Origin of the sequence: Pseudomonas sp. TH31, from assembly GCF_016650815.1 — a bacterium.
In the GTDB taxonomy this organism is placed as follows: Bacteria; Pseudomonadota; Gammaproteobacteria; order Pseudomonadales; family Pseudomonadaceae; genus Aquipseudomonas.
The window spans coordinates 14,514-32,873 of record NZ_JAEKEZ010000012.1 but is presented as its reverse complement, the minus strand read 5'-3'; the positions used below and the strand labels follow the sequence as shown (position 1 = coordinate 32,873).

Genomic DNA, 18,360 nt, shown 5'->3' with positions numbered 1-18,360 from the left:
CTTGCAATGGCTGCTGACTCACTCGTTTAGCGGCAAAGCTTTAGCCGTGAAACGTGTGTCTGAAAACAAAGGCAAAAATACTCCCGGTGTGGACAAGGTCACTTGGAATACGCCTAGGGCAAAGATCGGTGCGATAGAGTCGTTGAAGCGGCGAGGCTACTCGCCGCTTCCGCTTCGGAGAGTCCTCATTCCGAAGAAAAACGGTAAGACTAGACCTCTCGGAATTCCCGCGATGAAATGCCGGGCCATGCAGGCGCTTCATTTGCTGGCTCTGGAACCGATAGCGGAGACCACCGCCGACCCGAACTCCTATGGATTCAGGCCGGAACGCTCAACTGCGGATGCCGCCGCGCAGTGCTTTGGTGTGCTGTCACGAAAAGCAAACGCGGAGTGGGTGTTAGAGGGCGACATTCAAGGCTGCTTCGACAATATCAGCCATGACTGGTTGATCGCCAACATCCCCATGGATAAGGCGATTTTGCAGAAATGGCTCCAGGCCGGTTATGTCCACCAAAATCAGCTATTCCCCAGCCACGCAGGAACCCCGCAGGGAGGCATCATATCCCCGGTGTTGGCGAACATGACGCTGGACGGGTTGGAAGCGATGCTGGCAAAGAGGTTTCCCAACGCAAAGTGGACAGCCCGAAAAATGCAGATGGTGCGTTATGCAGACGACTTCATCATCACTGGCTGTTCGAAAGAGTGGCTGGAAAATGAAGTCAGGCCCGCCGTGGTTGAATTTCTGGCAGAACGTGGACTTGTCCTCTCTCCGGAAAAAACCAAAGTAACGCACATAGGGGACGGGTTCGACTTCCTCGGATGGAACCTGCGCAAGTACAACGGCAAGCTCCTGATCAAGCCGTCCAAGGCGAACATCGGGGCTTTACTTGCCAAGCTGCGAGAGTTGATCAAGACCAACAAAACGATACGGCAGTCTAACTTGATAGGTTTGCTCAACCCGGTTCTACGGGGCTGGGCGAACTATCACAGTCATGTCGTCGCCAAGAAGGTCTTCAACCAGGTGGACAGCGCCGTGTGGGAAATGCTCTGGCGATGGGCGGTACGTCGCCACCCTCGCAAGACACGCCGATGGGTGAAGGATCGGTATTTCAAAGTACAAGGGGCGCGTCGATGGGTATTCTCATGTACTGAAAAATCCGCCGATGGTCGGAGGCGTCAGTACACGTTACTGGACGCCTCGGACACGCCAATTGTGCGACATATCAAGATCAAGGCTGCTGCCAACCCTCACGACCCTGAATGGGATGAGTACTTCGAATCCCGATGGGGCAAAAGAATGCTTATCTCCCCAAAGGGTCGAGCCAAGCTGCATCGGGTGTGGCTACAGCAAGGCGGCCGCTGCTGCGCATGCCTTAAACCGGTCACCAAAGACACACCATGGCATAGCCGCCATGTTGTGAAGCTGAGTCACGGTGGGACGGATGCGGCCGCCAATCTTGAGATCTACCACCTGCGGTGCCCAAGGGATGTGCAATTTGCCAATGTCGACGATGTATAACCGGGTGCCCAATAGCGCCTTAGCAGAGGCTTGAGCCGTGTGCTGGGAAACTCGCATGCACGGTTCTTAGGGGGTTGGACGCGGGCAACCGCGTCTGACTACCCGACAATCAGATCCGGCCCTGGGCTCTTGGTCGCTCTAACTGGCTATTCGCGGGCTCGCTACGCAGCGGAAAACGCGCGGCGGCGGTCATGAGTTTGATCCAGTCGGCGCGCATGAATGGGCACGACCCTTATGCCTATCTCAAAGATGTGCTGAAGCAGCTGCCGACGCAACGGGCGAGTGAGATCAACCAGCTATTGCCGCATCAATGGGGGCCTGCCTGAGTCATGCAAGGTGACTTCGGCGGACGCTTACGCATAGTTGCCGTTGAGGTTTGCTGTAGCGCTTTATCCAGGCATAGAGACTATGGGTCGACACGCCAAGACGTGCAGCTACATCAGCAACCGGCAGTTTCTTTTCGATCACTTGATTGACCGCTTGGATTTTGAATTCTTCGGGATAACGCGGGTTGCTCATGGCACCTCCTAGTTGGCCTCAGTTTAAGGCATTGTAGTGGTCAACTAATCCCGGACACGACGTTAAGTTTTTCTTCGGCCCGAGCTGGCGCCAGCCCACCGTTGAATTGATGGGGTCGAATCCAGTTGTACCGATGCATCAAAAAATGGCTGATATCGCGCTGAGCTTCTTGAACAAATCTGTAGCCCACGGTCGGTATCCATTCCGTTTTCAAGCTGCGGAACACGCGCTCCATCGGCGCATTGTCCCAGCAATTTCCCCGGCGACTCATGCTCTGACGCATTCGATAACGCCACTGCCGCTGGCGAAATAAACGACTTGCATACTGCGACCCTTGATCCGAGTGAAACAGCAGACCTTGAGGCCTTCCACGTTGCTCGTAGGCCATATCCAGCGCTTTGATAACCAACTCGGCGTCCGGCTTTTCCGACAGCGCCCAGCCCACCACCCGGCGCGTACAAAGATCCAGCACGACAGCCAGGTAATGCCATTTCCCCTGGGCCCAGATGTAGGTGATGTCGCCGCACCAGACCTGATTGGGGGCTGGCACATCGAACTCCCGATTCAAGATGTTCGGGATATCCAACCGTTCAACCGTCGCTCGTTTATAGGCATGTGAGCCGGGTTGTTTACTGACTAAATCAAGCTCGCGCATCAGGCTGCGCACTTTGAATCGTCCGAGCTGCTCACCGTCTTCACGCATCAGTGACAGGATGCTGCGACTGCCCGCAGCGCTGCGACTTTGCGAGAACAGCTCACTGACCCGGCTACGCAACCGAAGCCGTTCAACATCGGGAGTGCGGCGCCGCAGGCGCTGGGCGTAATAACACGAGCGGGTGACTTCAAACACCTTACACAGCCAATCAACCGGCTCATGGGCACTCAACTGATCAATCAGCGCAAACGCTCGTGATCTTCCGACATCAAGAGCGCGGTAGCCTTTTTTAGTATGGATTTTTCTCGCTCAAGCCGAGCGATCCGGGCTTCCAGTTCCTGGATTTTCTGCTGTTCCGGGGTCAGCGCCTTGCTCTGCGGAGTGACGCCTTGGCGCTCCTGCTGAACCTGATCAACCCAGCGGCGCAGCGCTGACTCACCAATGCCGAGTGAGCGGCTGGCTTCGATGTAGCTGTAGTTTTGCTTGAGCACGAGGTCAGCAGCCTCGCGTTTGAATTCAGCAGTAAAGGAGCGGCGTTGTTTGGTCATCTGACACCTCGATCTGGCGAGTATTCTCGCCTAAATGGGTGTCCGGTTTCATTAGACCACTACAACCCGGGGGGATTCATAGTGTTGAAATCAGACGTCTTTTGATCAAAAAAATACAGAAATACGCATCCAAGACTGGCCTAAAATCAACTAGCAATATTATAAATTGTTCTAAACAAATCAAATATTTACGGTTTTCTTGGCAGGCGCCTATACCTAGATAGTAAGTGCGCTTGGCATTAACGTCTCTCCTGTAGCCATTTTTTTGAGGCCCACTAAAGAGTGTAAGAATTATTTTCAAAGGTTGACTGCACTGAAATTTAGGATAATTTTAGGGTGGCATTTCATAAAAAAGGAGAATGCAATGGGTTGTCCAAGCGACATCTATGTCATTGCTTTTATGCAGTCGGCAAAACATGAGACAAAGCTGTCCGACACAGAGAAAGACATCATTCGCAATATAGGGAGGGAGATTAATACCAAAAGACGTCAAACCAATAAAGCCGACAAAACTTCAATTCGGACTAAATGATAAATACTGCGTTCAGGTTGCCCCTCCCTACTAAGGGAGGGGCAAGGAGAAGACATGAATAATATACTTCCGGCTGAAAGGATGGTTGGCTTGGATGAAGCGATGTGTCTGGCCAGAGCATATTTGCACAATAAAAATATTAGTTTCGAATTCGAAGCATATGGTGAGGCTCCAGAATCTTATATTTGTACACTTTACAAGGATGGGCATGAAATCAGTGCAGGCGGAGGCAAAGGCGTTGATGCTGGGCAGTCGATGGTGTCGGCTATTTTTGAGGCGATAGAGCACAGCGCCCTGCATTATGATTTTGTAAAAGACCGGATGACATTAAAGAAATCGTCCGTGATATTAAAACCTGTTTGGTATGAGGATATTCCATTTTCGTTGCTTTCAGATAATGAACAGAATGTCATGTGCATTCCGTACAGAGAAATAGAAAATGGTGAAGAAATTTATCTACCCATAGCATTGATCAATCCGTCCTATATCGAGGCGGAAGAGGGGCACCCTAAGCACCGTTGTTTTACTTCAGAACACAGACAGGGGGATCAATTTGATTATGCATCCCTAATGAAATATAGCACAACAAGTGGTATTTCAGCCGGGACAAGTGCTGAGGAGTGTGTCATTCATAGTGTTTCCGAAATTATTGAGCGTTATACGCTGGGTGATTTCATAATAAAATTTGTAGCACTTAATAACCATGAGGACTATAAATGTATTCGTCCTTCAAGCCTCCCGGATGACTTGAAAGCATTGTATTTTTCATGCTGCAAAGAACTTCATGGAAGCAAGCTGCATATAATCGACATAACCTCGAAACGATGGGGGGTACCTGTTTACCTTGTCTATCTTGAGCATCCCGAACCAGCATTCAGGACATTTTCGGGCGGGGCGTCCCTGAATAATCACTACGCACTTGAGAGAGCTTTAACGGAAATGCTGCAGCGAAGGGCGCATCCACACTCAAAACTGAATAGTGATGAAGTAGAAGTAAGGGTTGCCATGGAACAGTGGTACGAGAAAGAGTATGGAGACATGAATAACGATGACGTGATGAGATTTTTCAATATCACAAAAATCAGAGGAGGGCTTTCTGATATCGCGGAGTGTGACTTTAAAGATGAAGGTGAGGGTATCAGAGAGCAAAACATGTGCGAATACCGTCACCGCCTTATTGACAAGGTGAAAAGTGCCGGAGGAGAAATTTATTACGCCCCTCTTATTGATGAGGATGGCGTCAAAGTCTACTCATGCTTTATTCATCCGTTTGAACCTGCATTTATACTTTCAAGCGGCAGAATAGTGAGTCTGACTCGTGAAAATTTCAAAATGATAAAAAGTTAAAACATATAAATAGCGAGAGTCCGCGATGCTGATAATACACTGCCCTCCTGTATATGGAGAAAATTATCCTGAATTTAACGACGACGCTTATTTTGTAAGCTCTTTCAAAATGAGCAAGATAAGCTCGCGAATACTCAAGGTCGCAGATAAAATCATTAATGAATTGGAGTCAGGCAGTGGGTGTGTGATCCTGAAAAACACATATAATGGCGATAGCATTAACCGTGCCAAATCTGTTCTGCTCAATGTGTGTCGGCATATCGGCTGGCCAGTTTCACAAACCCCCGCTCCGAAATTTATTGAGGAGATTGCTTTCAGGAAGACGAATAATAAAATATCCGAGAAGGCAGGCTACAGGTCAAGAGCATCAATGCCGCTACATACCGACAGGTGTGATTTAAATGTCCTATTCTGCCATACTCAGGCAAAAAGTGGTGGCTGCACTAGGGTCGTCAGTTCAATCAAGTTATATGACAAGATAAAAAAACACATGTCGCAATCGGATTTAGATGCGATGGAAAGTTATTTTCCTTTCAGTCGGCACGGGGAAAACGCAGAGGGAGAGAGTTGTTTTTATCTTTCAAAAATATTTCATTCTTCTGCTAGGCGCTCTGAGTTTGTAGCCCATTACATTCGCTGCTTTATTGAAAACGACGAGATGACCAAGGCTTTTTCGCTGAGTGAATCAATGATTAACATTCTGGACCTCATAGATGAATGTGCGAAAAGCGATGATGTTGGTTTTAATCTCAGACTTTGCAAAGGTGATGTGCTGTTCTTGAATAGCCATACAACTTTACACTCACGCGAAGAGTATTCAGGTGCTGAAAACGAAAGGCTATTATTACGCATGTGGCTGTCACACCCTCTCAGCAGGGCATTGCCTGTTGATTTTTTACACAAGTTCAAAAACCTCTCTGCGGGCTCGTATCGTGGAGGAATATGGGGGAATGAAGATGTCCGGTTATTTTATGAGGAGCAATTTTTACAATCCAGAATAAGATGAGTGTATTGTGATGTTATTCCGAGAAATAAAAATCATATAAAGCGTAGAATGTGGCCGACGTGACGCAGGTTGCCGAACTGCTGTATGGTGACAAAAACGCGGTTTATGCAGGCGCGGGATACGCCGGTGTCGAGAAGCGTAAAGAGTATGAAAGCCGTGAGGTGATCTGGCAGGCGCAGCACCGATTCGCGGCTGCCTACACGCAGCTTGCTCTCTAAGGTCGAGCATGGCACCGTCGATACTAATCTGACACTTCCCCCCTCCTGGACGCCATGTTTTCAACAGACAATGCCGATCCGGGACTGAAAAGCGGCCATGAATCGCTTCAGTATCCAGTTCGAAGATCGGTTGCTGTCGCTTTAACAGAAATTACATTTACGAAAAATCCGGGGTACCTCCAGTAGGCATGACTTCTTTTTAATGGTAAATAATATTGAAAATAGTTTGGCGGCGGCAAAAACTGAGTGCAACACCTGACCTTTCCGGTACGGTGCTGCCCCTATGTCTTAATCCGAACTCAGTGTTGAAGAGCGCGCCACCATTCAAATCGGTCATGCCCAAGGCTTCGGCTTGCGTAGGATCGCCTGCTTGATTACCCGATCCCCTTCGACTATCAGCCGGGAGCTGCGTCGCAATCAAGATGCCTGCGGCTACTACTCGGCCCGTGTGGCTCAGCAGCAGATGCAGGCCCGCCGCCAGGTTTGTCGACCGATGCGAAAGCTGCTGCCGGTAGCGAGCGCTTCGAGTTAGTGGCTCATATGCTGCGTGAGCGTTTGTCTCCCGAGCAGATTGCCGGCAAGCTGCGCAGCAGAACATACCCAACCTCAGAGATGCTTACGTCTGCCGCGAGACGATCTATAACGCGATTTATGCCTTGCCAGTCGGTGAGCTGCGCAAGGAGCTGATCACCTGTCTGCGCCAAAGCAAGACGACACGCAGACCACGCTCTGGCGGCGTAGATCAGCGCGGCCAGATCCCCGAGATGGTCAGCATTCATGTGCGCCCGCCGGAGATCGAAGACCGGCTGATGCCAGGGCATTGGGAAGGCGACCTGATCAAGGGTAAGGCCAACGCCTCGTCCGTAGGCACGTTGGTGGAGCGCACCAGTGGCTACTTGATGCTGGTGAAGATGAATGACGCGACGGCAACCTCGGCGATGGAGGGCTTCAGTGCAGCGCTCAATGGCATGCCGCTGGCGATGCGCAAGAGCATGACCTACGACCAGGGCCGAGAAATGGTGCGGCATGCTGAAATCACCCAGCAGACCGGGGTGGCCATTTACTTCTGCGACCCACACAGCCCCTGGCCGCGCGGCAGCAACGAAAACATCAACGGTCTGATCCGTCAGTACCTGCCCAAGGGTACGGACTTGTCGGGATACAGCCAAGAACAGCTGGATGCCATTGCCTTACAACTGAATATGCGACCCGTAAACGTTTCGATTTCAAATATCCGATCGAAATGATGAGTGAGGTGATGCAAAAGGCCATGGCTATGCGGCACGATGCGCCCACTTCAATTCAATAACCGTGTTGCACTCAGCGCCTGCATCCGCCCACCCATCACAAGTCGGTCAACGAGAAGCTGGCCCATGCACGCCGAAAGTTCTTCGACTTGCACGCGACCAACAAGAGCCAGATTGCCGAAAAAGCGCTGCACTACATCGCGGCCTTGTACGAAGTTGAGCGAGAAGCGCGCGAGCTGGAACCGGATATCCGGCAGCGCATACGAGCAATACGCTGGCCTGTCCACCTGACAGGTTGAAACACAGAGTGATTCCGTTCGAATCGCAAAGCATATGAGTCTTGGTCGTGAGATCGCCGCGACTGTGGCTCAGGGCGGTGGTCATCGACATGACCACCGCCTACGAGCTGCAAATTGGCGTGTATTGTCCAAATGCGCAGATCGTCCACGACCTGTTTGATGTGGTGGCCGAGTACGACCGGGATCCGGATGGATCAAGCCATCAGCTACGCCATGATCGTCCGGCGCGAAAGATGATCAAGTCCAGTTCAGTCGGCAATCCACTCAAGCAACTGCGGTGCGATATTGGGAGCGATCGCGTCGAACGCTGCAAGGGATATCGAGGTGGCGTCCTGATCGATCAACTGAAATCCGAGTACGCAACCACTCACCGCCCCTTCAGCCGCCCTGTCTCCTTTGCCTAAGGCTCGAACTGAGGACAGCCTGTGCCCGAAAAAGGCGCTTCGAAATCTGTGGACGAAAGAGTCTTGGGAGGGCCTGGCTTTCCCCACCCCCTTCCAGTGTCCATCGCTGCGGAAACTCATGTGGAAGACACCTCTAGTAACTTGCGTAACAACCTCGTCGATGTAGCGTCCAGCAGGAACGTGATAGACAGTGTCAATCTTTGAGCCGGAGCTGAGTCGGCTACCGTCCGCGTAGTTTGATTCGAAGCCGAAGATGAAACGCGTGCGCGATTGACTCTTGTCCCATACCTTAAGAACCTCCAAGGGCGATTGCGGACGTTCCCACACGGGGATTACCTCAGGAGGACGATTCTTGGAGTCCCACCAGCCGAGGACTGGCGTGTACACTTCGCGATCAAGTTTTATGAGAGACTTGCCAGGAAAACGAATCGGGTCCAATCCGCTCCATGTATCTCGAAGATCAATGACAGTGATCTGATAGTGAGCCTTTGTTTCTAGCATGGCTGACAGCGGCATGTTCCTGCGTTTCCAATCGGTCCCGTTCGGATTATCGCGTCGTGTTTTGTCGATTGCAGCGGCGACATAAGTGTCCACATACTCGGAATACCGCTTGATCAGGGCGATCATACCGTCTGCGAGACTGGCCACATGCGCGTCACTGATGCCAATTTCCTTACCCTTTAGCACCATGTCTCTAAGTAAGGCTAGATGGAGAGTGGCGGCAATTGCAAATAGGGGTAGCAGTGCCGATTGCTCTCCACTGAGTTGAAATCCCGGCAGCATGGCGGTGAACTGCGTATTGGCCGCAATGCTCTGTTCTCGGATCGTCTCATTGTTTCCGAATGCAACAGCATTCTTGTATAGACTGGCCACATCCGAAAGACCAACCAGATCCCGCTGAACCTTTTTCATCAATGCGTCTGAAATTTTCGCTTCGATCAGACGCCTCCACATTTGCTCTGGTGACTCACCGATGTTTGGTATGAATAGTGCACCCAAGTATGACAGAAGTCCGCCGACGACAGGGACAAGATTCGCCCCACCGAGAATACTGTGTCGCAGGATGTCGTAGAATTGCTCAGAGATGCTGGAGAGTGAATCCTGGCTTTGTATGAGTGGATCGCCATTCGAGTCGACGAGCCCTGTGCTCGATTGAACTACCACACCAGCTACGGCTCCCTGCTGGAGTTTCCTCCGCACCAGTGACGCCCTAACGTTGTCCACCGTATTAAGTTTGCGAACCATCTTCATGCTCCTCGTTTTCAACGGAGTTGTGCTGCCGGAAACGCTACGATGCATATGCGCTCGTCGAAAGCGCAACGTACGATGTGTAACAAAGCGCGATATGCTTTTACTGGAAGTAACAGCGATCTCAAGGATCAAGTGCAACACCCGAGATAAGGTGTTGGAATACAAAATCATTACAACCACTTGACTACAAAAGAACGGATCACGCTGATGCTCCTACGTCGTCAAGGTGAGGGGATTGAAGTCCAACCGAACGGAAACGTACGTTAAGCTATTTTAGATACCAACCCTTTGTAGACCATAGAGCGGCCGATCTTCAATTGCTTGGCAATCTCGGCGGACTGATGACCTTGAACTGCAGACGACATGGCCTGACTACGATATTCGTACCCTCTGCGCCCAATTTTGTGCTGTGAAACACCGTTTACCTTGGGGGTGTAGGCCGGCACCCCAGAAAACTCCACCACGAGCGCAAAACCAGCAGTGGCAAGTGCTGTCGCCAAATAAGTGTTTACGGGCGTTCGGAAGCTTCCTATAGAAGTGGCAAGAGTATTTCAGCGCCATGTGAACGTGATGACGAGCGAGAGTTCGGTGCACCGTCAGACGCGAAACCAAAATAGTTCAGCCAAGCCACTGATCGAATAGGTTCCGCTGCCATGTATTCGACACAACTCTTTCTGCTGTTTGCGGGAGAGTTTGGGTTGCTTTCCCCGCAGTTTTCCTTTGGCTCGTGCGATGGCCATTCCCTCGCAGGTCCGCCTCGAACTCGACCATAGCCAACTCGTTATGTCTGGAATGCAAAGGGAAAAGATATTTTGAACAAAATACAACGAGCCCGTGAGGCGATGTCCTCACAGACTGGCGGATAAGACGGTACACCCAAACCACTCAAGATCTGTCTCAAAAAACCACCCATGAATTGCTAATACCTGGATGACTGGTGGAGAATCGCCTGATTCACTTAATCCAATGGCTGCACCATGAACAACCAGATAGCCATTGTCGAAGACCATCTCGCAGTCCGTATGATCGTTCACCGTTCGTTTTTTGCTGGAGAGTGAGGGTTACAAGGTTGTAGGAGAAACAGAGAATGGTGCGGATGCGCTGGATCTAACCCATGAGTTTCAGCCAAGGACAGTGATCAGCCATCTCACTGATTCCGTTAAACCTTTAGCAATATCCGCCCAATATTCAAAGCAGTTAGAAACAAGACAGTTCCTCTATAGAAAATAGACCACTTCCAGTCCCCTAACACCTCTGGCGAATGTCCGGCCAATGGTCAATAGCGCCTTGGAGACACTGCATTCACTGAACTCAAGTGGCGAGAAAGGTAAATCGATGACTCCCGGTAGTGCATTATTCTGTTTGGCGTTGAATATCTATCATGAAGCACGTGGAGAACCGAAATCCGGGCAGATTGCGGTCGCCATGGTGACAATGAATCGCGCCAAGTGGACACAAGGCGATGTGTGCGAGGTCGTTTATGAGCGCGGGCAGTTTTCCTGGACCCATTCAAAACGCGCCCCTACCCCGCAGGAGCCTCGGGCCTGGAAAAAAGCTCAGGCCATCGCGAAAGACGTGATCGATGGTGATCACCATGACATTACGCTGGGAGCCACGCACTTTCATTCCCATCGGGTGCGGCCGGACTGGATTCGGGAATTCGAGAAAACGGTGCGTATCGGTGATCATATTTTCTATGCGCAGAAGTAGTGAGCGCCCGGCTCCGCCTGCTCAATAGCGCGTCTACACGCACTGCGGCAGATGAGCGTTGAACGTTCAACGAGCGAAATTGAGACAAGTCCTACATTCGCTGTGCGCCGTCCTGGGTGAACCTAGAGAAACAGTCATCGCATAAGGACTGCAGCCTGTGCCCATCATTGCAAGAAAACCAGCCCCCCTTCCCGGCGAAAAAACCATTGGGCCTACGACTGCTTCTCTACATCCAACACCCCAGGAGTCTCGAATGACGGGCACCTCTCGCCTCAGTGTTTTTACCCCACAGCGATTCCTGTGCATCTTGACCACCAGCGCACTGTCTTTCTCGGCCCAGGCCCTTGAACTGACCCGTGACAACGGCGCGGCGGTTGGCGACGACCAGAACTCACAAACCACCGGGGCCAACGGCCCGGTGTTGCTGCAGGACGTGCAGTTGATCCAGAAACTCCAGCGCTTCGATCGCGAGCGCATTCCCGAGCGCGTAGTGCATGCTCGCGGCACCGGCGCCCACGGTGTGTTTACCGCCACCGACAACCTCAGCGAGTTGACCAAGGCCAAGGTCTTTACCTCCGGCACTGTCACCCCGGTGTTCGTACGATTCTCATCCGTGGTACACGGCACTCATTCGCCGGAAACCCTGCGCGACCCTCGCGGCTTTGCCACCAAGTTCTATACCGCCGATGGCAACTGGGATCTGGTGGGCAATAACTTCCCAACCTTTTTCATCCGTGATGCCATCAAGTTTCCAGACATGGTCCACGCCTTCAAACCCGATCCGCGCACCAACCTTGACGACGACTCGCGACGCTTCGATTTCTTCTCCCACGTACCTGAAGCAACCCGCACCTTGACCGAGCTGTATTCCAACGCTGGCATCCCGGCCAGCTATCGGGAAATGGATGGCAACAGCGTGCATGCTTACAAGTTCGTCAATGCCAAAGACAAGGTGCACTACGTCAAATTCCACTGGAAGAGTCTGCAAGGCACTAGGAACCTTTCGCCGAAAGATGTCGCTCGGGTGCAAGGCGCCGATTACAGTCATATGACCAATGATCTGGTCAGCCAGATCAGCAAGGGGAATTTCCCGAAGTGGGATTTATATGTACAGCTACTCAAGCCTAAAGAGCTGAGCCGCTACGAGTTCGATCCACTGGACGCCACCAAAGTGTGGCCGGACGTACCTTTGCGTAAAATTGGGCAAATGGTGTTGAACCGCAATCCGGCGAACGTGTTCCAGGAAACTGAGCAGGCCGCCATGGCCCCTTCCAACCTGATCCCGGGTATCGAGCCATCAGAAGACCGGCTCCTGCAAGGACGTCTCTTCTCCTACGCCGATACGCAGATGTATCGCCTGGGCGCCAATGCGCTGCAATTGCCGATCAATGCTGCAAAAAAACCATCAACAATGGCAATCAGGATGGCGCACTGAATTCGGCCAGCACCATCACGGGCATCAACTACCAACCCAGCCGATTATTGCCGCTTGAAGAATCTTCCAAGACTCGCTATAGCTCGCTCGCCCTGTCTGACCGCACCCAACAGGCAAAGATCCAGCGTGAGCAGAACTTCAAGCAAGCCGGCGACCTGTATCGCTCGTTCAGCAGGAAAGATCGCCAGGACCTGATCGACGCTTTTGGCGGCTCGCTGGCCAGCGCGGATGATGTGAGCAAACACCACATCCTGTCGTTCCTTTACAAGGCCGACCCGGAATACGGGGACGGCGTCACCAAGGCCGCGAAAGGCGATCTTCTTCGCGTTCAAGCACTGGCTTCAAGACTGGTCGACTGAACAATTTTCTCGCTGCATCCCCAAGGTGCAGCAACGATATCGCCGAATAAGGTGTTACATGGATCTGAATATTCTCGAACTGATCAAACATATCTCCCTGCCTCTTTTGTTGAAGTACGGAGCGACACTTACGCTGGCAGTCACCACACTGACTGTCGGTTGGTGGCTGATTGGCACGCTGACCAGAAAAATCAGCGGTGTGCTGGGTAAGCGCAGTGTCGACAAAACCTTACAAGGTTTTGTCGGCAGCCTGGCCAATGTCGCGCTCAAGATCATGCTGATCATCAGTGTCGCATCGATGATCGGCGTGCAAACCACCAGCTTCGTCGCCGCCCTCGGTGCCGCCGGCCTGGCGATTGGTCTGGCGTTACAGGGCAGCCTGTCCAACTTCGCCGGTGGGGTACTGATCCTACTGTTTCGCCCATTCAAGGTGGGCGATACGATCGAAGTGCAGGACACATACGGCACGGTGGATTCCATCCTGATTTTCCACACCGTGATTCTCAGTCCTGACAACAAACGCATCGTTATCCCCAACGGCAGTTTATCCAATGGCGTCATTGTCAACTTCTCCAGCGAAACCATGCGCAAAGTCGTGTTCGATGTAGGCGTGGACTACAGCGCCAACCTTGATACCGCCCGGCATGTTCTGTTGGGCTTGTGTAACGACACCAGAATTCATACAGACCCGGCGCCCATAGTGGTGGTGACTGCCTTGGGCGACAGCGCAGTGACTTTGTCGCTGAGGGCCTGGGCTGCCAATGCCGACTATTGGGACCTGATGTTTCTGTTCAACGAGAAAGCGCGTGATGCGCTGGCGCAGAAAGGTATCGGGATTCCCTTTCCACAACGTGTTGTCACTGTCATCCAGGGCTAAATTGCCGCTTCTTCCAGGGAAAATAGTCATACCAATAAAGAACTGCGAATAGTCATCGTGGATGCCAGTCTGTCCAGATTGGTCCAGATTGAAAAGTCCCTGAACGGACTCGATTACTACAGGATACTAACCATACAGTTTGCGAAGACTTATGGATACTCAGCAACGCGTTCGATTAGCAATAAGTTACTCGCTTTGGAAAACAACGACACTTACGAGTATCCAACCAGAACAGTCCTATGAAGACAGCTCTTTATATCTCCATCATTACAGCATTCGGCTTGGCGGTAATAGGATGTGCAAAAACAACTACAAACCCCAACCTTGTTGAGGCGCGCAAACTCTTCACTCAGCTGCAGAATAAACCCGAGTCTTATTGGTTGGCAGCAGATGAAGTAAAAGAGGCATTTGCAATCCTTATTCAAGCTGATCTGTTATCCAATGTGGATGCTGGCTCACCAGAGATTGATCATCTTTCACAGATAATTAAGCAAAAAATTGCACTCGCAGAGCAGGCAATATCAGATCGTAAAATTGAGCCGCACGTTCATTAAATTCACAGTTCCAACAGGAAGGCACCTCGCTACACACCCTGCTCTATCGACTCAACCTCAACGTAATAGCGCTAGGATCTGTTACCGTTTCGTGCTAACCCTTTGATCTGTAATAGTAAGCTCGTATCGTTGTAGCTCTCACTCAACACCAGTACGAGCTTTCAATACCCCGATTGATGCTCAGCGATGAGCACTGGTCGAAGTTTCGGGAAATTCTGCTGCACAAGACCATCTACAACAAGCGTGATCTACGGACAACCATCGAAAGCATGCTGTATCGCATGCGCACAGGCTGTCCCTGGAGAGACTTACCCGAAGTAGTCTACAAGCGCTTCAATGCGTGGTCTGCCTCAGAGGTGTTTCAAGCGCTTGTGGCTGATCCTGATATGGATTGATGGCAGCTATGCCAAACCCCACCAGCGCAGCGCAGGGGCTACCGGCAGCGAGGATCAGGCAATCGGGGAAAGTCGAGCAGGCAACACCAGCAGACTCATCTGGCTGTAGACGCCTGCGGGCTGCCCGTCGTGCTTGAGATCACTGAAGGTCAGATTAACGATCTGCACGCAGGCACCGGCCTTGATTGCCAAGGTTCCCACTGCGCAAACGATCATTGCGGACAAGGGCCACGAGACAGTGAGGCCACACGGGAACAAGTTGAGCAACAAGGCGCCAAAGTCGTGATTCCCAGAAAACGCAATTCCGTATAAGGCAACGCGGATTTGGATCGAGGGCTTTACTGCAATCGGAACTTGGTAGAAAACGCTTTCGCCCGGCGAAAGCATTACCGGGCAGTCGCGTCACGCTTCGACAAGTTCAAGAGAAATTACGAAAGTGTAGTGGCCATGGCCTGCGCCTTCCTTTGGCTACCGATGTGAAGCGGGAACAGACCTTAGATGATTTCAGCCAATCGAAGCGCCACCGCCAACGCCTGTTCGGCACTGGCGATATTCGCGAAGCCAAGAATCAGGCCGTGGCTAGGCTTGGCTTCCAGGTACCACTGTGACAGCGGTTCGACGGCTATGCCAACGGCCCGGGCACGCTGAGCGAGCTCGATATCATCACCTTCGCGAAGGCCCACGACCAGGTGCATGCCGCCCGCCTGAGGGTTGATCAGCAGACGTTCGCCGAATTGTTGGTGCAGCGCATCGACCAGCCATTGACGGCGGAGTGCATAGAGGCTTCGCATCTTCTTTAAATGCCGCGCGAAGTGACCCTCGTTAAGGAAAGCGCTGACGGTCGCCTGAAGTACGTGCGGGCAGTGGTTATGCAGATGATCCGCCTGACGGGCGAACGCGCCGCTCTGCTCGGCCGGCACAACTAGATACGCCAGGCGCAGGCCTGGAAACAGCACCTTGCTGAAGGTCCCGGTGTAAAGCACACGGCCTTGCTGGTCGAGGCTCTTGAGGGCTGGCAAGGGCTTACCCTGATAGCGGTATTCGCTGTCGTAATCGTCCTCGATGATCCAGCTGCTGCGGCGGTTAGCCCAGTCCAGCAGCGCCAACCGACGTGGCAGTGACAACGACCAACCCAGCGGGCTTTGGTGGGTCGGTGTGACCACGGCGAAGAGCGCATCCGGGGCGCGGGCAATGCCTTGCGCGACATCCAGACCCTGATCATCCACGGGAACCGGCACCAACTGTGCGCCGGCTGCCAGTAGGGCATTCCTGGCCATAAAATAGCCGGGCTCTTCCAACCAGCACCTATCGCCCTGGCGCATCAGTGTGTGACTAATCAGGTCCAGGCACGCGCGATAGCCCGCGCACACAAAAACCTGCTCCGGGTGGCAGGTGATACCTCGCGAAATCCCCAGGTAGGTCGCAATGGCTGCGCGCAAGGGTGCATGACCTCGCGGGTCCGGGTAGACGAGCCCTTCGAGGCCGGCCTGGCGCAACTGACGGCCCGCCAATCGTGTCCATAGCTTGCGGGGAAAGGCATCCAGCGCGGGCAGTCCCAGTTGCAGTGCCAGTGGCAGCACCCCGGAATGAGTGGTTGGGTACGCCGTCGAAGCAACAGAGGTGTGAAGCATAGGCGAGGAAACAGGCGCAAGTTGCGGTGTGACAAACGTCCCGGCGGCACCCCGCCCAATCAAATAGCCTTCACCCATCAGCAACTGGTACGTCGCTTCCACTGTACCCCGCGCCAGGTTCAGCTCCGCCGCCAGTGCGCGAACGGCAGGTACCCGATCTCCGTGCCGCAGGCGGCCGTCGGCAATGGATTCACGAAATCGGTGATAAAGCTGGAGATAGATCGGCGCTGGCTGGCTGCGGTCCAGTTCGAAGGGAAAAATCATGGCCTAGTCGTTTATGCATTTTTAGGCCCTGTAGCTTAAGCCATCGGAGCACTAAGGTGGGCTATCTCTTTACAGTGGATGACAAACATGACCTACACTCTTCAACACTTGGAAGACAAGGAGGCCTTCCAGGCCAGTTTCGACCTGATGCGCGTCTTGCGGTCGCATGTCGCCAACCAAGCCACCTATGTGGCGCAACTGGTTCGGCAGACTCAGCAGGGCTACCGTTTGATGGCAGCGTGGGGCGGTGAGCACATCGTCGGCCTGGCCGGTTACCGCGAGCTGGAAAACCTACTCTACGGGCGCTTCATCTACGTCGATGATCTAGTAGTCAGCCCCGACCTTCAGCACAGCGGCCTGGGGGCGTGGCTGTTGAGCGCTGTTCGCGAGGAGGCCATGCAGCGCAGTTGCGACCATTTCGTGCTAGATACCGGCCTGCATATGCCATTGGCCCAACGCTTCTATTTTCGCCAGGGGCTCCTGGCCCGTGGCATGCACTTCACCCAGAGCCTTCGGGCAGAAGGTTTGGCATGAACAATGTCCTGTTGGTCAATGCCAGCCCTCAGGGGCAGGTTTCCCATGCGAACCAGTTGACACTAGAGTTAGTGGCATCCCTGCGGCGCCGGTATCCGAGGCTCGAACTGGTCGAGCGTGACTTGAGTGCACATCCGTTGCCACCGCTCGGTATGGACTACGCTCGCGCCCTGACCACTGCCACGCCGTTCGACTCGCCAGAGTTCGAGGTCTCCGAAGCGCTGATCGGCGAGTTGGAACGCTGCGATATCTTGCTTATTGCCACCCCGATGCACAACTTTATGCTCCCCGTCGCGCTCAAGCTCTGGATCGACTACGTCCTGCGCGCTCACCGGACATTCAGTTCAAGCTCCGAGGGCAAGGCCGGTCTCCTGAACGACCGCCCCGTGTACGTGCTGGTCAGTTCTGGTGGATTTCATCAGGGCAAGCGGGCACGGCAACCGAATTTTCTAACGCCTTACCTACGCCATGTGCTTCACACCCTCGGGCTGTTCAACCTGAACTTCACCTATCTTCAAGGCTTGGTGTTCAGTGAAGGGGCCGTCCGTGCAACGGTCGAAGATGCACGTGCCCGACTGTCACTGGAATCGCTGTTCAACAACCTAGTTTGCGCCTGATCCCTTTTTCTACACAGGAGTTTCACCATGAGCTAACTTAGGCTGCCATTGCCTTCCCTGTCGCCTGCGGCTTACCAAGCCTGCTCGCCACCAACACGGCGCTGGCCGCGAGCCCGCTAGGCTTGCTGCTGCTTGAACTGGTGTATTTGCGTATCTCGGAGATCAACGGCTGCGCTTTCTGCCTGGGCAAGCATTCGCAGACCCTGCGCGAATGTGAGGTCCAGCAAGAGAAGCTGGATTGCCTCGCAGGCTGGCGAATCAGTGAACTGTTTAACGACCGCGAGCGCGCTGGCATGGCATGGCATGGCATGGCAGACACTCACTCACCTACATCAGCGAAAATGGCGCGCCAGACGAGTTATATGAGCCGTTGAAAGCACACGTCTCCGATGCGATCTGACTTTGGCAGCGGCCTTGATGAATGCCTTTAACCAGCTGG

At 52.9% G+C, this 18,360-nt stretch carries 12 protein-coding genes and 8 pseudogenes; 16 read left to right on the top strand and 4 right to left on the bottom strand.

The genetic code is table 11. The features are described from left to right. The first annotated feature begins 1 nt into the window (after position 1). Together ltrA and JFV26_RS09505 are read left to right on the top strand one after the other, a co-directional pair. The gene (ltrA, locus tag JFV26_RS09510) at positions 2 to 1,519 is read left to right on the top strand and encodes a group II intron reverse transcriptase/maturase (RefSeq protein ID WP_242487784.1); all 1,518 of its coding nucleotides are present in this window, start codon (positions 2 to 4) and stop codon (positions 1,517 to 1,519) included. Between the two features lie 104 nt (positions 1,520 to 1,623). Continuing rightward, a pseudogene (locus JFV26_RS09505) lies at positions 1,624 to 1,845 on the top strand (transposase domain-containing protein); the annotation flags it as partial. Between the two features lie 37 nt (positions 1,846 to 1,882). On the opposite strand, the pseudogene JFV26_RS09500 reads toward JFV26_RS09505, so the two are convergent. Together JFV26_RS09500 and JFV26_RS09495 are read right to left on the bottom strand one after the other, a co-directional pair. Further along, positions 1,883 to 2,038, bottom strand: a pseudogene (locus JFV26_RS09500) (transposase); the annotation flags it as partial. Between the two features lie 40 nt (positions 2,039 to 2,078). Then, a protein-coding gene (locus tag JFV26_RS09495) for an IS3 family transposase (protein WP_201191757.1) occupies positions 2,079 to 3,241 on the bottom strand; the annotation gives its coding sequence in 2 pieces (ribosomal slippage) (positions 2,079 to 2,986 and positions 2,986 to 3,241; 1,164 coding nt in all). A gap of 586 nt (positions 3,242 to 3,827) precedes the next feature. Between JFV26_RS09495 and JFV26_RS09490 the strand changes: the two genes are divergently transcribed. The 6 genes and pseudogenes from JFV26_RS09490 to JFV26_RS33375 all read left to right on the top strand — a co-directional run. Further along, complete coding sequence (locus JFV26_RS09490; protein WP_201191755.1) at positions 3,828 to 5,120, top strand: YcaO-like family protein; 1,293 nt, start codon at positions 3,828 to 3,830, stop codon at positions 5,118 to 5,120. Positions 5,121 to 5,145: 25 nt separating this feature from the next. After that, positions 5,146 to 6,126: a TauD/TfdA family dioxygenase gene (locus tag JFV26_RS09485; protein WP_201191753.1), complete on the top strand. Its 981-nt coding sequence runs from the start codon at positions 5,146 to 5,148 to the stop codon at positions 6,124 to 6,126. A 47-nt stretch (positions 6,127 to 6,173) separates the two neighbouring features. Then, positions 6,174 to 6,311: pseudogene (locus JFV26_RS09480) on the top strand (IS5/IS1182 family transposase); the annotation flags it as partial. A 325-nt stretch (positions 6,312 to 6,636) separates the two neighbouring features. After that, positions 6,637 to 7,653 (top strand): annotated as a pseudogene (locus JFV26_RS09475) (IS30 family transposase); the annotation flags it as partial. 57 nt (positions 7,654 to 7,710) lie between these two features. Beyond that, positions 7,711 to 7,857 (top strand): annotated as a pseudogene (locus JFV26_RS09470) (IS66 family transposase); the annotation flags it as partial. Positions 7,858 to 7,958: 101 nt separating this feature from the next. Beyond that, positions 7,959 to 8,138: pseudogene (locus JFV26_RS33375) on the top strand (transposase); the annotation flags it as partial. Here JFV26_RS33375 and JFV26_RS09465 read toward each other — a convergent pair. Further along, positions 8,139 to 9,539 (bottom strand): insecticidal delta-endotoxin Cry8Ea1 family protein, encoded by a 1,401-nt coding sequence (locus tag JFV26_RS09465; RefSeq protein WP_201191751.1) that lies wholly within the window; start codon positions 9,537 to 9,539, stop codon positions 8,139 to 8,141. 1,278 nt (positions 9,540 to 10,817) lie between these two features. Between JFV26_RS09465 and JFV26_RS09460 the strand changes: the two genes are divergently transcribed. The 5 genes and pseudogenes from JFV26_RS09460 (at position 10,818) to JFV26_RS09440 (ending at position 15,355) form a co-directional block, all read left to right on the top strand. Further along, the gene (locus tag JFV26_RS09460; RefSeq protein ID WP_242487781.1) at positions 10,818 to 11,255 is read left to right on the top strand and encodes a cell wall hydrolase; all 438 of its coding nucleotides are present in this window, start codon (positions 10,818 to 10,820) and stop codon (positions 11,253 to 11,255) included. A 253-nt stretch (positions 11,256 to 11,508) separates the two neighbouring features. Then, positions 11,509 to 13,049: pseudogene (locus JFV26_RS09455) on the top strand (catalase). Between the two features lie 58 nt (positions 13,050 to 13,107). Further along, complete coding sequence (locus JFV26_RS09450; RefSeq protein ID WP_201191749.1) at positions 13,108 to 13,926, top strand: mechanosensitive ion channel family protein; 819 nt, start codon at positions 13,108 to 13,110, stop codon at positions 13,924 to 13,926. Between the two features lie 239 nt (positions 13,927 to 14,165). Next, complete coding sequence (locus tag JFV26_RS09445; protein ID WP_201191747.1) at positions 14,166 to 14,480, top strand: hypothetical protein; 315 nt, start codon at positions 14,166 to 14,168, stop codon at positions 14,478 to 14,480. A 164-nt stretch (positions 14,481 to 14,644) separates the two neighbouring features. Next, a pseudogene (locus JFV26_RS09440) lies at positions 14,645 to 15,355 on the top strand (IS5 family transposase). Between the two features lie 14 nt (positions 15,356 to 15,369). Here JFV26_RS09440 and pdxR read toward each other — a convergent pair. Further along, positions 15,370 to 16,770: a MocR-like pyridoxine biosynthesis transcription factor PdxR gene (gene pdxR, locus JFV26_RS09435; protein ID WP_201191745.1), complete on the bottom strand. Its 1,401-nt coding sequence runs from the start codon at positions 16,768 to 16,770 to the stop codon at positions 15,370 to 15,372. A gap of 87 nt (positions 16,771 to 16,857) precedes the next feature. On the opposite strand from pdxR, the gene JFV26_RS09430 reads away from it, so the two are divergent. The 3 genes from JFV26_RS09430 to JFV26_RS33370 all read left to right on the top strand — a co-directional run bounded on the left by JFV26_RS09430 (position 16,858) and on the right by JFV26_RS33370 (position 18,295). Further along, the gene (locus JFV26_RS09430) at positions 16,858 to 17,304 is read left to right on the top strand and encodes a GNAT family N-acetyltransferase (protein WP_201191743.1); all 447 of its coding nucleotides are present in this window, start codon (positions 16,858 to 16,860) and stop codon (positions 17,302 to 17,304) included. Further along, positions 17,301 to 17,921, top strand: a complete 621-nt coding sequence (locus JFV26_RS09425) for an FMN-dependent NADH-azoreductase (protein ID WP_201191740.1) — start codon at positions 17,301 to 17,303, stop codon at positions 17,919 to 17,921. Before JFV26_RS09430 ends, JFV26_RS09425 begins: the two co-directional genes overlap by 4 nt. 122 nt (positions 17,922 to 18,043) lie before the next feature. Continuing rightward, positions 18,044 to 18,295: a carboxymuconolactone decarboxylase family protein gene (locus JFV26_RS33370; RefSeq protein WP_242487780.1), complete on the top strand. Its 252-nt coding sequence runs from the start codon at positions 18,044 to 18,046 to the stop codon at positions 18,293 to 18,295. The last annotated feature ends 65 nt before the right edge of the window (positions 18,296 to 18,360 follow it).